Raw genomic sequence first — 14,422 nt, 5'->3', positions numbered from 1 at the left:
TGAAGAGGGCAGCTTACAGCTCAAGCTGATTGGCGGTGATGCCGAACGCCGACGCAATTTTCTCGCGAGTGGCCTTGCGTGGCTTGGCGACTGTTTCCTGCTGGGCAAACGCCGGTTGCGAAATACCCATGCGTTTAGCGACTTCTTCCTGAGTCAGGTTGAGGTGTTCGCGCCAGGCACGGATCGGTGTTGCCCCATCGACCATCCGGCTGACGACCTCATGGGGAATCAGGTCGGGCTGCATTTTTTGCGCAACGTACTGCGCGTAGGGAATGACGACGAAGGCGGGGTTGCCCTCGGCGTCGTTGATGATTTGGATGTCAGTAGGTGCGTTCATCGCGTTTCTTGACCTCTTGAATACTGACCACTTTGATTGCGCCATCCCAGTCGTACATGACTCGATAATTACCGACACGCAGGCGGTAGGAGTAGTCATGGCCAATCAGTGCTTTGACATTGCCCACATCAGGCATGTCGGCAAGCGCCGTAACGGCATCTCGAACCTGTACCTGATGCACAGAGTGCAATTTCAAGAGTTGCTTAACGGCCTTTCGTGTCCAGTGGATGCTGTTCATGGAAGAATATAAGTCTTTTATAAGATTCGCGAATCTTTGCTTATATTTTTAAGGTGGCCAATCAAGAACAGTTGTCAGGATATTGCGTGAAGCGCCCGTAGATCGGGGCTTTCACGCAATAGGTGTAGGCGAAGTCGGCATGTGCCGTAAGAAGAAGAGATTCACGAGGCAATTGCAGAAAGCAGTGCCAATTTTCCTTCAAATTTTGAGGACTATTCCTGCCCAATCGACTCCAAAAACTCCGACCGCTCATCACTCATCCTCGCGATGCAGTCATTCTGGGCAATCGTGAATGCCTTGCTCCCTGCCGTCGCCGGGAACGCTTCCACCGCGCAATCCGCATCCCGCGTCTTCAGCCATTGCTGCTGCGCCGTTTTCATCTTGGCGGTGATGTCCGCCAGTTGCGTCGCGTTTTTGCCGTACGCGGTCTGCATGCGTTCGGTCAGGCTGGCGTAGTTGTCCTTGAGCAGGTCTTCGGCGGTGCTGCGGCTGTAGGTCGAGCATTCCAGGGTCTGGACGTCGTTTTCGACGGCGTCGCACGGGTTGTTGTCGGATTCTTCGGCGGCGTGTACGCCGGTCGCAAGCAGTGCCAAAGCCAGGAAGATCGATTTCATTGTTGTCGCCGCTCTAATCCAGTGGTGTTTCCAAGATGCCGGAGATTCTGGCTCAAGCGCGCGGGCTTGAACAGGTAGCTGATCGGGGCGTCTGGCGACCCTTTGTCGCGGATTGACGCTTTCGGCAATTCCCCTGTCGTTTTTGCACCCGGTCGCCCCGGCACCGAGGCATATGCTGGCCCCAAAGCGCCGGCAGACGATTCGGCGCATGAATCGCCAATAAGGGGACGCCTGATGAGCCCAGCCGAATTACACGCCGACAGTATCGTTATCGACGGTCTGATCATTGCCAAATGGAACCGCGAGCTGTTCGAAGACATGCGCAAGGGCGGTCTGACGGCAGCCAACTGCACTGTGTCGGTGTGGGAAGGCTTTCAGGCGACCGTGAACAATATTGCTGCCAGCCAGAAGCTGATCCGCGACAACAGCGACCTGGTGATGCCGGTGCGCACCACTGCCGACATCCGTCGCGCCAAGGAGCAGGGCAAAACCGGCATCCTCTTTGGCTTCCAGAATGCCCACGCGTTTGAAGACCAGATCGGCTATGTCGAGGTGTTCAAGCAGCTCGGCGTCGGCATCGTGCAGATGTGCTACAACACCCAGAACCTGGTCGGCACCGGTTGCTACGAGCGCGATGGCGGCCTGTCGGGTTTCGGTCGCGAAATTGTTGCCGAGATGAACCGCGTTGGCGTCATGTGTGACCTGTCTCACGTCGGTTCGAAGACTTCCGAAGAAGTCATCCTCGAATCGAAAAAACCGGTCTGCTATTCCCACTGCCTGCCGTCGGGTCTCAAAGAGCACCCGCGCAACAAGTCCGATGAAGAGCTGAAGTTCATTGCCGACCACGGCGGTTTTGTCGGCGTGACCATGTTCGCGCCGTTCCTCGCCAAGGGCATCGATTCGACCATCGACGACTACGCCGAAGCGATCGAATACACCATGAACATCGTCGGCGAAGACGCCATCGGTATCGGCACCGACTTCACCCAGGGGCACGGTCAGGACTTCTTCGAATACCTGACCCACGACAAGGGCTACGCCCGCCGTCTGACCAGCTTCGGCAAGATCATCAATCCGCTGGGCATCCGCACCGTCGGCGAGTTCCCGAACCTGACCGAAACCCTCCTCAAACGCGGCCATCCCGAGCGCGTGGTGCGCAAGATCATGGGCGAAAACTGGGTCAACGTCCTGAAAGACGTCTGGGGCGAGTAACGCTTTCTCAAGACCGCCGCCGATCTGCTCCCTCTCCCTCTGGGAGAGGGCTGGGGTGAGGGCCGCGGCCGACACTGAATCTAAAATTTTCTGGAGTTAAGTTTCCATGGCCAAGATCGCCCCGCAATTGCCAATCGAAGTCGACAGCGAGACCGGTGTCTGGACCTCCGACGCCCTGCCAATGCTCTACGTGCCACGGCATTTTTTCGTCAACAACCACATGGGCATCGAAGAGGTTTTGGGCGCTGACGCCTATGCCGAGATCCTCTACAAGGCCGGCTACAAATCCGCCTGGCACTGGTGTGAAAAAGAAGCTGAATGCCACGGTCTGGAAGGGGTCGCGGTGTTCGAACACTACATGAAGCGCCTGTCGCAGCGCGGCTGGGGCCTGTTCAAGATCCAGGACATCGACCTCGACAAAGGCACCGCCAGCGTCAAGCTCGAACACTCGGCATTCGTCTATGTGTACGGCAAGGTCGGGCGCAAGGTCGACTACATGTTCACCGGTTGGTTTGCCGGGGCCATGGATCAGATTCTTGAGGCGCGCGGCAGCAAGATTCGCACGGTTGCCGAGCAAGTTTACGGTGGCTCCGAAGAAGGCCACGAAGACGGCTTGTTCACCGTCAAGCCGTTGTAAGTCGAGGAACCCGCCATGGCTTTCGAAGCAATGTTCCAGCCGATCCAGATCGGCAAACTGACCATCCGCAACCGCGTGCTCAGCACCGCGCACGCCGAGGTCTACGCGACTGACGGTGGCATGACCACCGACCGCTACGTCAAGTATTACGAAGAGAAAGCCAAGGGCGGCATCGGCCTTGCGATCTGTGGTGGTTCCTCCGTGGTGGCCGTCGACAGCCCGCAGGAATGGTGGAGCTCGGTGAACTTGTCCACCGACCGGATCATTCCGCATTTCCAGAATCTGGCCGATGCCATGCACAAGCATGGCGCCAAGATCATGATTCAGATTACCCACATGGGCCGACGCTCGCGCTGGGACGGCTTCAACTGGCCGACCCTGATGTCGCCGTCCGGCGTGCGTGAGCCGGTGCACCGCGCCACCTGCAAAACCATCGAGCCGGAAGAAATCTGGCGGGTGATCGGCAACTACGCCCAGGCGGCGCGCCGGGCCAAGGCCGGTGGTCTCGACGGCGTTGAACTGTCGGCGGTGCACCAGCACATGATCGACCAGTTCTGGAGTCCGCGCGTCAACAAGCGTACCGACGAATGGGGCGGCACCTTCGAAGGCCGGATGAAGTTCGGCCTGGAAGTGTTGAAAGCCGTGCGCGCCGAGGTCGGTGACGACTTCTGCGTGGGCATGCGTCTGTGCGGTGACGAGTTCCACCCGGACGGCTTGTCCCACGAGGACATGAAGCAGATCGCCAAGTATTACGACGACACCGGCATGCTCGACTTCATCGGCGTGGTCGGCTCGGGTTGTGACACCCACAACACCCTGGCCAACGTGATTCCGAACATGAGTTATCCACCGGAGCCGTTCCTGCATCTGGCCGCCGGGATCAAGGAAGTGGTCAAGGTGCCGGTGCTGCACGCCCAGAACATCAAGGACCCGAACCAGGCCACGCGCATCCTTGAAGGCGGTTACGTCGACATGGTCGGCATGACCCGCGCGCACATCGCTGACCCGCACCTGATCGCCAAGATCAAGATGGGCCAGATCGACCAGATCAAGCAGTGCGTCGGCGCCAACTATTGCATCGACCGGCAGTATCAAGGCCTCGACGTGCTGTGCATCCAGAACGCCGCGACGTCCCGTGAATACATGGGCGTGCCGCACATCATCGAGAAATCCACCGGCGTCAAACGCAAAGTGGTGATCGTCGGTGCCGGCCCGGCCGGTATGGAAGCGGCCCGCGTGGCCGCCGAGCGTGGCCACGACGTGACCTTGTTCGAGAAAAAGGAATTCATCGGCGGGCAGATCACTACCGCGTCGAAAGCGCCGCAACGCGACCAGATCGCCGGCATCACCCGCTGGTTCCAGCTGGAACTGGCACGGCTGAAAGTCGATCTGCGCCTGGGCACGGCGGCCGATGCCGACACCATCATGGACTTGCGTCCGGACGTGGTGGTGCTGGCGGTCGGCGGGCATCCGTATCTGGAACAGAACGAACACTGGGGCGCTGCCGAAGGGCTGGTGGTCAGCAGTTGGGACGTGCTCGACGGCAAGGTTGCGCCGGGCAAGAACGTGCTGGTCTACGACACCATTTGCGAGTTCACCGGGATGTCGGTTGCCGACTTCCTCGCCGACAAGGGCAGCCAGGTCGAGATCGTCACCGACGACATCAAACCGGGCGTGGCCATCGGCGGTACGTCGTTCCCGACCTACTACCGCAGCATGTACCCGAAAGAAGTGATCATGACCGGCGACATGATGCTCGAGAAAGTCTACCGCGAAGGCGACAAACTGGTCGCGGTGCTGGAGAACGAATACACCGGCGCCAAAGAGGAGCGGGTGGTCGATCAGGTGGTGGTGGAAAACGGCGTGCGTCCGGATGAGGAAATCTACTACGCACTCAAAGAGGGTTCGCGCAACAAGGGCCAGATCGACGTCGAAGCGTTGTTCGCGATCCAGCCGCAACCTTCGCTGAGCGAGGCGGGCGACGGCTACTTGCTCTTCCGCATCGGCGACTGCGTGGCGCAGCGCAACACGCACGCCGCGATCTACGACGCCCTGCGGCTCTGCAAGGATTTCTAAGGGCTTGCACATGACCCCTGTGGGAGCGGGCTTGCTCGCGAATGCAATCCGTCAGTCATAGATGAGCTGACTGATCCAGCGCTTTCGCGAGCAAGCCCGCTCCCACAGTAATGCAGATCGTGTTTCTCCAGGTTGTACTGGTGGGAGCTTCACCATGTTGAACACCCTTCTTCCAATCCTGTTGTTCGCAGCTATCGGCCTTGGTGTCCTCGGCGCGTTGCGGCGGGTGGCCATGTGGCGTCGGGGCCGGGCCTCGAAGGTCGATCTGATCGGCGGCCTGCTAGCCATGCCCAAGCGCTATATGGTCGACTTGCACCACGTGGTGGCGCGGGACAAATACATCGCCAACACCCACGTGGCCACGGCCGGCGGTGCGGTGGCGTCGATCGTGCTGGCGCTGCTGGTGCACGGTTTCGGCCTGCATAACCGCATTCTCGGTTACGCCTTGCTGCTGATGACAGCGGTGATGTTCGTCGGCGCGATCTTCGTTTATCTGCGTCGACTCAACCCGCCAGCGCGGTTATCGAAAGGCCCGTGGATGCGCCTGCCGAAAAGCCTGCTGGCGTTCTCGGCGTCGTTCTTTCTGCTGACATTGCCCGTGGCCGGAATCCTCCCGGAGAACTTTGGCGGCTGGGTGCTCGCAGTGATTCTGGGAATCGGTGTGTTGTGGGGCGTGTCGGAACTGTTCTTCGGCATGACCTGGGGCGGACCGATGAAGCACGCCTTCGCCGGTGCGCTGCATTTGGCCTGGCACCGTCGCGCCGAGCGTTTTGGCGGCGGTCGTTCCACCGGTTTGAAGCCTTTGGATTTGAACGATCCGAGTGCTCCGCTGGGTGTTGAGAAACCCAAGGATTTCACCTGGAACCAGTTGCTCGGTTTCGACGCCTGTGTGCAGTGCGGCAAGTGTGAAGCCGCGTGCCCGGCGTTCGCCGCCGGCCAGCCGCTGAACCCGAAAAAGCTGATTCAGGACATGGTCGTCGGCCTCGCTGGCGGCACCGATGCGAAGTTCGCCGGCAGTCCTTATCCTGGCAAACCCATCGGCGAACACTCAGGCAATCCGCATCAACCAATCGTCAATGGTCTGGTCGACGCCGAAACCCTGTGGTCGTGCACCACCTGCCGCGCCTGCGTTGAGGAATGCCCGATGATGATCGAGCACGTCGATGCCATCGTCGACATGCGCCGGCACCTGACCCTGGAAAAAGGCGCAACCCCGAACAAGGGCGCCGAAGTCCTCGAAAACCTCATTGCCACCGATAACCCTGGCGGTTTCGCACCGGGCGGACGGATGAACTGGGCGGCGGACTTGAACCTCACTCTGCTCAGCGAGAAGAAATCCACCGACGTGCTGTTCTGGGTCGGCGACGGTGCGTTCGACATGCGCAACCAGCGCACCCTGCGCGCGTTCGTCAAAGTGCTGAAGGCGGCAAAAATCGACTTCGCCGTGCTCGGTCTCGAAGAGCGTGACAGCGGTGACGTCGCGCGGCGTCTTGGCGATGAAGCGACCTTCCAGTTGCTCGCCAAACGCAACATCCAGACCCTGGCCAAGTACAGCTTCAACCGAATCGTCACCTGCGATCCGCACAGCTTCCATGTGCTGAAAAACGAGTACGGCGCGTTCGATGGCCACTACCTGGTGCAGCACCACAGCACCTACATGGCCGAAATCATCCAGGCCGGCGCGCTCAATCTTGGCCAGCACAAAGGCAACAGCGTGACCTATCACGACCCGTGCTACCTCGGTCGCTATAACGGCGAATACGAAGCGCCGCGTGAAGTGCTGCGTGCCCTCGGCATCGAGGTTAAAGAGATGCAGCGTTCCGGCTTCCGCTCGCGCTGCTGCGGCGGCGGTGGCGGGGCGCCGATCACTGATATTCCGGGCAAACAGCGGATTCCTGACATGCGCATGGAAGACATCCGCGAAACCGGTGCTGAGCTGGTGGCCGTGGGTTGTCCACAGTGCACGGCGATGCTCGAAGGCGTGGTCGAGCCGCGTCCGCTGATCAAGGACATCGCCGAACTGGTCGCCGACGCGCTGCTCGAAGACGCCGCGCCAAGCAAGCCTGCGACCCCGGCCAAACGTGAACCTGCGGAGGCCCACTGATGAGCGACATTATCCGCCGCGACCCACGCGCCAAATGGATTGCGCGTAACCGTCTGCATCCGCTGCACGCCGCCATGCAGCCGGCGCAACACAGCTGGATGGGGCCGAACGGCATCGTTCGCAAGAATCTGCACGGCATCGGTTTTATCGGCCCTAACGGCATCAAGCGGATCGACCGCAGCGGCGCGCAGCAGGGTGGGGCGGTTAAACGTTCTGCGGCTGTGGAAGTGCAATTGCCGCTGCATCAGGTGCCCGCGCCGGCGTTTTACATCAGCGTGGTGCCGGACATGGTCGGTGGCCGCTTGAGCAGCCACGACCGCGACTTGCTCGGCCTCGCCCATCAACTTGCCGGCAAGGATGGCGCGGTGTTGGCGGTGGTCTTTGGCGAGCACAAAGAGAGCGCTTTCGCCACCGCCGGCGTGGATCGTTTGCTGGTGCTGGAAGGAGAAGAGTTCAGCGGTTATGCACCGGAGCAACGCGTGCAAGGTATGCGCGCTGTGGATAACCAGTTCAACCCGCGTCATTGGCTGCTGCCGGACAGTCGCAGCGGTGGCGGCGAACTCGGTCGGCGCTTTGCCGCTGCACTGGGTGAACGCCCGGCGACACGGGTCTGGCAGGTCAAGGATCAGGAATGCATCGGCCGCGCCGGTGCTGGGCTGCAAGACCTCGCCCGTCCGGTTGCACGGTTGATTCTGGCTGCCGCCGAATGCGCCGAGCCGGTCAGCGAAACCCGTCACGAAGCGTTGTCGGTGGAGTTATCCACAAGCGTCCCGCGCAGCCTGTCGCGGATCGAAGATCTCGGTGCGGTGGCGGTCGATCCGGCAGCGATTCCGATGGCCGAAGCGGAGTTCATTTTCTCCGGCGGTAACGGGGTCAAGGATTGGGCACTGTTCCACGAAACTGCCGCCGCACTCGGCGCCACCGAAGGCGCGTCGCGGGTGGCGGTGGACGATGGCTTCATGGCCCGTGATCGCCAGGTCGGCGCGTCCGGCACCTGGGTTACCGCGCGGGTCTACGTGGCGGTGGGCATCTCCGGGGCGATCCAGCACCTGCAGGGCATCGGCGCCTGCGACAAGGTCGTGGCGATCAATCTCGATCCGGGTTGCGACATGATCAAGCGTGCCGACCTCTCAGTGATTGGCGAGAGCGCGGAGATCCTGCAGGCTTTGATTGCGGCGGTCGCGGCTTACCGCAACGAAGCCAAGCGCGATGCGGCTTAAGGAAACGCTATGAACACGAAGATTATCAGTCTGGTTTCAATTGGCGCCCACCCGACCTCCGGGCGGCCGCGCCGCGCCGATCAGGACGCGCGCGCCGTGGAACTCGGTCTGCAACTGGCTGGGGATAACCTGCAAGTGCTGCATGCCGGCGACGTTGCGGAACCGGCGTTGCGCGCCTATCTGGGCATGGGCCTGGAGCAGATGCACGTGCTCGAGCAGCCTGCTGGCGCTGATGCTTTGCCGGCGCTGACTGCGTACCTGCGCGAAGCGGGCGCCCAAGTTGTACTGACCGGCAGCCAGGCGGAAACCGGTGAAGGTTCGGGGATGTTGCCGTTCCTGCTGGCGGAAGGTCTGGGCTGGCCGCTGGTGGTGGGGCTGGCGCAGGTCGAATCGATCAACGACGGCTCGGCGCTGGTGCTGCAAGCGTTACCGCGCGGGCAACGGCGGCGCTTGAAGGTGAAGCTGCCGTTCCTCGCGACTGTGGATAACGCCGCGCCGAAGCCACGGCAAAGCGCTTACGGCCCGGCGCGACGCGGAATTCTGGAGGCTGCTGATGTCGAGGTTGTCGACGATGAACTTCTCGCGGTTGCCACCCTGCAATCGGCCAAACCACGGCCTAAACGCTTGAAAGTGATCAAAGCCAAAAGCGGCGCCGACCGCATGAAAGCCGCTACCGCCAAAGCCAGTGGCGGCGGTGGACAAGTGCTCAAAGGCGTCACCCCGCAGGCCGGTGCCGAAGCCATCCTCAAGTTGCTGATTGAAGAAGGCGTCGTCCGCTAGCCCCCGACACCCCCCAAATCTCTGTAGGAGCTGACGAGTGCAACGAGGCTGCGATCTTTTGACGTTGATCTTTGAAAACAAGATCAAAAGATCGCAGCCTCGTTGCACTCGTCAACTCCTACAGGTCAGTGGGTTTGCCACAGGAATAATGTGAATGACCGTCGAGTTTCGACCTGCGCGGCGTACGGATGCGCGTGAGATTGCCCGCTTGTTTCAGATTTCCTCGGAGGGGGCTGCGGATTACATCTGGAGTCAGTTGGCCGAGCCTGGGGAAGCGCTGCTGGATGTCGGCGAACGGCGTTATGCCCGCGACGACGTGGATTTCTCTTGGCAGAACTGCCTGATCGCTGAGGCCAATGGGCGGGTCGTTGGCATGATGCACAGCTATGCCATGCGCGAAGATCCCGATCCGACGCCGCCCACCGATCCGGTGCTGGCGCCGTATGCCGATATGGAAGTAGCGGATTCGTTGTACATCTCCAGCCTGGCGCTATATGAAGGCTGGCGCAATCAGGGGTTGGGCTTGCAGTTCCTCCTGCATGCCCAGGCGCGCGCCGATCAGTTGGCGCTCAACGGTTTGAGCCTGATCGACTATGCGGCCAATACCGGTGCGCGGCGTTTCTACGAGCGCCATGGCTTCGGCATCATCAAAACCTGCCAAGTGGCACCGCATCCGCTGATTCGGGTGACCGGTGCGGCTTATCTGATGCACCGCGCTTAACGTTCGGTTATCCACCGGCCAGCGTTTACGCACAATCCCTGTTGGTCAGTCTGTGGATAAGGTGTTCGCGCCTCACTGCAAGTCACGTCAATCGTGGCTTGCAGCCCGCAGATCAAAAAACGACCAGCCTAAGTGGCGGTTTTTCCGAGGGTTTTCCTCAGGATAACGGCGTAAGTTGCCCCCAATCTCTGTTGGCGCTTCTGTGGATAAGATGTTCGCTATCCGCTGCGAGCCTTATAAAACGTGGCTTACAGAGTATTGGTCAATATTTGCTCAATTTACGGTTGTGTTCGACAAATTGTCTATCGAAGACTGATTTTTCACAGCCTTGCGGGTTTTTCCACAGACAAGGCAAAGTTACCCCCGATCTCTGTTGGCGCTTCTGTGGATAACGTGTTCGCCATCTGCTACAGGCCATGCAGGCCGGGGCTTACAAGGATGTGATCAAAAAACGACCAATGCGCCTCGCAAACCGTCCTTCTGGATAAGTCACGATTTTTCTTCGCAAATCAGCCAGTTATTTTCCCACTCATCCACAGTTACCCCCATTTGCTGTGGGTGGCTATGTGGATAACTTGTTCGTCGAACCCGATAAGCCCCGCCCGTCATAGTGCAAACGGCACTTGATCACATTTCATACAGTTCTAAGGCGTTGCCTTGACTTCGAATCCGCTGCTGTCTTCACTGCAATGGCACAAGGACAGCCGTCACTTATCCACATCAGGTTCTGGGAGAACGCATGATGGATAGTCGCTCACACCGCTCCCCGCCCTTTCCCCGCAAGCGCACGCTGCGTCGTGCCGCCAATCAGCACGCTCGCCTGTAGCGCGCCAACCTGCCAGACCGCTGTGCTGTCGCCGGACTTGATCTGGTGGCCAGGTGTCCGTTCGCCCAATGATTGCAGGCAACCGCAGAGTTGCCCCATCTGCCTGATTAGAGGATGCACCCCATGACACGGATCGCAACGCCCATCAGCGAGATCAAGGAACACTACGATGTGATTGTCATTGGCTCGGGTTACGGCGGCGGCATTGCTGCGTCGCGCCTGTCCCGTGCCGGCAAACGTGTGTGCCTGCTCGAACGCGGCCGGGAAATCCAGCCCGGCGAATACCCCAACACCATGATCGCCGCCACCGAAGAGCTGCAGGTGCATGACCCGGATGGTCATATCGGTTCGCGCACCGGGCTGTTCGACTTGCACGTCAACGCCCAGCAAAACGTCGTGGTCGGTTGCGGTCTCGGCGGCACGTCGCTGATCAACGCTAACGTTGCCCTTGAACCGGAACCCGGCGTATTCGATGACCCGCGCTGGCCGCAAGCCGTGCGTGAACACCGCGACACGTTGCTCAAGGACGGTTATGCCCGCGCTCGCGAGATGCTCAAACCCACTCCTTATCCGAGCACTTCGCCGAACCTGCCCAAGCTCGACGCCAACAAGAAGTCGGCTGACTTTCTCAAGCAAGGTGCGCATTTCTACAGGCCGCCGATCAACGTGACCTTCGACAAGTTGCCGAATAACCTCAACCACGTCGGTGTCGAGCAGCTGCCGTGCAACCAGTGCGGCGACTGCGTCTCGGGCTGTAACAACAAAGCCAAGAACACCACGCTGATGAATTATCTGCCGGACGCCTGGAACCACGGCGCGGAGATTTTCTGTCAGGCCGAGGTGCGCCATCTGGAGCGCGATGGTGACGGCTGGATCGTGCATTTCCAGTACCTCGACAGCGGGCGTGAAATGTTCAGCGCGCCGACGTTGTTCGTGAAGGCCGATATCGTCGTGGTCTCCGCCGGCACACTTGGCTCGACCGAAATCCTCCTGCGTTCGCGCGACAAAGGCGTGCTGATGTCCGGCCAGCTCGGTGAGAACATGAGCGGCAACGGCGACATCCTCGGCTTCGGCCACAACTGCGAGCAGGTCATCAACGGCATCGGTTTCGGCGCACATTCGGCCAAGGAACTGCACCCGGTCGGCCCGTGCATCACCTCGGTCATCGACATGCGCACCGAAGGCGACTGGCGCAGCCGCATGGTCATCGAAGAAGGCTCGATCCCCGGCGCGCTCGGCCGGCCGATGGTGACGAGCATGGCGGGTTTCGCCGAGATGATCGGCGTGGCCACCGATGACAGCTTCAACGGCAAGGTGAAGTACAAGGAGCGCGAAGCCGAAAGCTTCCTGCGCGGCCCGTATTACGGCGCGCTGCACAACATGCAGACCTACCTGATCATGAGCCACGACAGCGGTCAGGGGCGGATGGTCCTCGACAACAAAGATCAACTGCGCATCGATTGGCCCGGCGTTGGCGAGCAGGAGAACTTCAAACTCGGTAACCAGCGTTTGCAGCAGAGCACCAAGGCGTTGGGCGGCGTGTGGGTGGAGAATCCGATCTGGACCAAGCTGCTCAAGCACAGCATCGTCTCCGTGCATCCGTTGGGCGGTTGCGTGATGGCTGAAGACGCCGCGCAAGGCGTGGTCAATCACAAAGGCCAGGTGTTCAGCGGCGCCAGTGGCACCGATGTCTACACCAATTTGTACGTGACTGACGGCGCGGTGATTCCGACGTCGCTGGCGGTCAATCCGCTGCTGACCATCTCTGCCGTGAGTGAACGCAACATGGGTTTGCTCGCCGCCGACCGTGGCTGGCAGATCGACTACACACTGCCGTCGGCCCCGCGCAAACCGGTGGCGCCGCCAACCCTTGGCGTGCAGTTCACCGAAACCATGAAAGGTTACTTCTCCCGCGCCTTCACCGCGGCGCAAAGCACCGATCTGAAAGTCTACGAAGCGGCAGCCAAACGCGGCGAGGCGGATAACTCGCCGATCGATTTCACCCTGACCATCACCGCTAACGACCTCAACCGGATGATCAAGGAACCCGAGCACGCGGCCACGATTGTCGGCACCGTCATCGCCCCGGCGCTTTCAGCACAGCCGCTGACCGCGAGTAACGGCGTGTTCAACCTGTTCGAACAATTCGAGCAGCAGGTCGATACACGCCACATGAAATACGACATGAAACTGACTGCCGAGGACGGCAACGACTATTTCTTCAGCGCCTTCAAAACCGTGCCGGAAGACAATGGCGTGCTGAACATCTGGCACGACACCAGCACGCTATACGTGACGCTGTATCGCGGCCCCGACAGGACCGGCGAGGTGATCGGCTCCGGGGTGATGCACATTCATCCGACCGATTTCGCCAAGCAGATGACCACCATGAAGGTTCTCAATGCGCGTAACGAACGTGAGCGCATCGAAGGGCTGGCGCGGTTCGGCAAGTTCTTCGCCGGGATTCTCTGGGAAAGCTACGGCGGCGTGTTTGCCGGCGATATCTACTTTAATCCGGATGCACCGCCACGGTTGAAGCGGCCGCTGGATGCACCGGTTCCGGCTGTGCATTTCTTCCCCACCGAGGATGGCGTCGAATTGCGCCTGACGCGTTATCAGGCCGGCAGCAAAGGCCCGGTGATGCTGGTGCATGGCTTGGGTGTGGGCTCGAACATCTTTTCCACCGACACCATTCAAACCAACCTGCTCGAATACCTGTGCAAGCACGACTACGACGTCTGGCTGCTGGATTTTCGCGTGAGCATTCTGTTGCCGACGAGCAAGAAGGAGTGGAACGGCGATCAGATCGCGCAATACGACTTCAAGGCGGCCATTGCGCAGATTCAGCAGCAAACCCAAGCAAAAGATGTGCAGTGCGTGGTGCATTGCTACGGCGCGACGACGTTCTTCATGTCGCTGCTCGCCGGTTTGCAGGGCGTGCGTTCGGTGGTCTGCTCGCAGATTGCTGCGGACACTGTGGTTGCTACCGCCACCGGATTGAAAGCCGGTCTGCATTTGCCGGGGATGCTCGATGCCATCGGCATCAAGTCGATGACCGCTTACGCCGACAGCAAGGAAAACTGGTTCAACAAACTCTACGACAAGGCCCTCAACGGTTACGCGCGGATCGAAGCGCAGGGCTATTGCACCAATCCGGTGTGCCACCGCATCACCTTCATGTACGCCTCGCTGTATCGCCACGACACCCTTAACGAAACCCTGCACGACAACCTGCACGAGTTGTTCGGCGAGTCGAACATCGAGACCTTCGAGCATCTGGCGCTGATCGTGCGCAAAGGGCATCTGGTGGATTTCAAAGGCAACGATGTGTACATGCCGCACTTTGATCGGCTGACCATGCCGATCTGCTTTATCAGCGGGGCGGAGAACCAGTGTTACCTGCCGGAAAGTACTCTCAAGACCTACCAGCGTTTGTGCGATATGCACGGGCCGGAGCGTTACAGCCGGCAAGTGGTGCCGGGCTATGGCCACATCGACTGCATGTTCGGCAAGAACGCGGTGGTCGATGTCTACCCGATCATCCTTGAACACCTGGAGAAAACTGCCCAGGCCTGACCCTCTCCTGTAGGAGCTGCCGCAGGCTGCGATCTTTTGATCTTGAAGGGCAAAAGATCGCAGCCTGCGGCAGCTCCTACA

General features: G+C 60.1%; 11 protein-coding genes. 8 read left to right on the top strand and 3 right to left on the bottom strand.

The window, feature by feature from the left end; translation table 11 throughout:
* Positions 1–13 precede the first annotated feature (13 nt).
* The 3 genes from C2E19_RS27390 to C2E19_RS27380 form a co-directional block, all read right to left on the bottom strand.
* The gene (locus C2E19_RS27390) at positions 14–337 is read right to left on the bottom strand and encodes a helix-turn-helix domain-containing protein (RefSeq protein ID WP_122596526.1); all 324 of its coding nucleotides are present in this window, start codon (positions 335–337) and stop codon (positions 14–16) included.
* Positions 321–575 carry a type II toxin-antitoxin system RelE/ParE family toxin gene (locus C2E19_RS27385; protein WP_129395836.1) on the bottom strand — a complete coding sequence of 85 codons (255 nt, stop codon included), beginning with the start codon at positions 573–575 and terminating at the stop codon, positions 321–323. The genes C2E19_RS27390 and C2E19_RS27385 overlap by 17 nt, the downstream gene beginning before the upstream one ends.
* A gap of 212 nt (positions 576–787) precedes the next feature.
* Positions 788–1,189 carry a lysozyme inhibitor LprI family protein gene (locus C2E19_RS27380; RefSeq protein WP_129396183.1) on the bottom strand — a complete coding sequence of 134 codons (402 nt, stop codon included), beginning with the start codon at positions 1,187–1,189 and terminating at the stop codon, positions 788–790.
* Between the two features lie 234 nt (positions 1,190–1,423).
* On the opposite strand from C2E19_RS27380, the gene C2E19_RS27375 reads away from it, so the two are divergent.
* The 8 genes from C2E19_RS27375 to C2E19_RS27340 all read left to right on the top strand — a co-directional run bounded on the left by C2E19_RS27375 (position 1,424) and on the right by C2E19_RS27340 (position 14,341).
* Entirely contained in the window at positions 1,424–2,401 is a 978-nt protein-coding gene (locus C2E19_RS27375) for a dipeptidase (protein WP_129395835.1), read from the top strand.
* 106 nt (positions 2,402–2,507) lie between these two features.
* On the top strand, positions 2,508–3,038 hold the full coding sequence (locus C2E19_RS27370; protein WP_053124559.1) for a DUF5943 domain-containing protein: 531 nt from the start codon (positions 2,508–2,510) through the stop codon (positions 3,036–3,038).
* A 15-nt stretch (positions 3,039–3,053) separates the two neighbouring features.
* Complete coding sequence (dgcA, locus tag C2E19_RS27365) at positions 3,054–5,114, top strand: dimethylglycine demethylation protein DgcA (protein WP_129395834.1); 2,061 nt, start codon at positions 3,054–3,056, stop codon at positions 5,112–5,114.
* 154 nt (positions 5,115–5,268) lie between these two features.
* On the top strand, positions 5,269–7,218 hold the full coding sequence (gene dgcB / locus C2E19_RS27360) for a dimethylglycine demethylation protein DgcB (protein WP_129395833.1): 1,950 nt from the start codon (positions 5,269–5,271) through the stop codon (positions 7,216–7,218).
* A complete protein-coding gene (locus tag C2E19_RS27355; RefSeq protein WP_129395832.1) occupies positions 7,218–8,438 on the top strand; it encodes an electron transfer flavoprotein subunit alpha/FixB family protein in 1,221 nt (406 codons plus the stop codon). The genes dgcB and C2E19_RS27355 overlap by 1 nt, the downstream gene beginning before the upstream one ends.
* Before the next feature lie 9 nt (positions 8,439–8,447).
* A complete protein-coding gene (locus C2E19_RS27350; protein ID WP_129395831.1) occupies positions 8,448–9,218 on the top strand; it encodes an electron transfer flavoprotein subunit beta in 771 nt (256 codons plus the stop codon).
* A 154-nt stretch (positions 9,219–9,372) separates the two neighbouring features.
* Entirely contained in the window at positions 9,373–9,939 is a 567-nt protein-coding gene (locus C2E19_RS27345; RefSeq protein ID WP_129395830.1) for a GNAT family N-acetyltransferase, read from the top strand.
* Positions 9,940–10,888: 949 nt separating this feature from the next.
* Positions 10,889–14,341, top strand: coding sequence for a GMC family oxidoreductase (locus C2E19_RS27340; protein WP_129395829.1), 3,453 nt, complete (start codon positions 10,889–10,891; stop codon positions 14,339–14,341).
* Positions 14,342–14,422: the final 81 nt, after the last annotated feature.

Source organism: Pseudomonas sp. DTU12.3 (genome assembly GCF_004124275.1).
Taxonomy (GTDB): Bacteria; Pseudomonadota; Gammaproteobacteria; order Pseudomonadales; family Pseudomonadaceae; genus Aquipseudomonas; species Aquipseudomonas helmanticensis.
The sequence above is the reverse complement of the archived record's forward strand: the minus strand, read 5'-3'. Positions and strand labels throughout refer to the sequence as shown.

Coding starts and splice junctions, on each gene's coding strand:
- C2E19_RS27390 (WP_122596526.1), bottom strand. CDS start 337: ATGAACGCACCTACTGACATCCAAATCATCAACGACGCCGAGGGCAAC.
- C2E19_RS27385 (WP_129395836.1), bottom strand. CDS start 575: ATGAACAGCATCCACTGGACACGAAAGGCCGTTAAGCAACTCTTGAAA.
- C2E19_RS27380 (WP_129396183.1), bottom strand. CDS start 1,189: ATGAAATCGATCTTCCTGGCTTTGGCACTGCTTGCGACCGGCGTACAC.
- C2E19_RS27375 (WP_129395835.1), top strand. CDS start 1,424: ATGAGCCCAGCCGAATTACACGCCGACAGTATCGTTATCGACGGTCTG.
- C2E19_RS27370 (WP_053124559.1), top strand. CDS start 2,508: ATGGCCAAGATCGCCCCGCAATTGCCAATCGAAGTCGACAGCGAGACC.
- dgcA (WP_129395834.1), top strand. CDS start 3,054: ATGGCTTTCGAAGCAATGTTCCAGCCGATCCAGATCGGCAAACTGACC.
- dgcB (WP_129395833.1), top strand. CDS start 5,269: ATGTTGAACACCCTTCTTCCAATCCTGTTGTTCGCAGCTATCGGCCTT.
- C2E19_RS27355 (WP_129395832.1), top strand. CDS start 7,218: ATGAGCGACATTATCCGCCGCGACCCACGCGCCAAATGGATTGCGCGT.
- C2E19_RS27350 (WP_129395831.1), top strand. CDS start 8,448: ATGAACACGAAGATTATCAGTCTGGTTTCAATTGGCGCCCACCCGACC.
- C2E19_RS27345 (WP_129395830.1), top strand. CDS start 9,373: ATGACCGTCGAGTTTCGACCTGCGCGGCGTACGGATGCGCGTGAGATT.
- C2E19_RS27340 (WP_129395829.1), top strand. CDS start 10,889: ATGACACGGATCGCAACGCCCATCAGCGAGATCAAGGAACACTACGAT.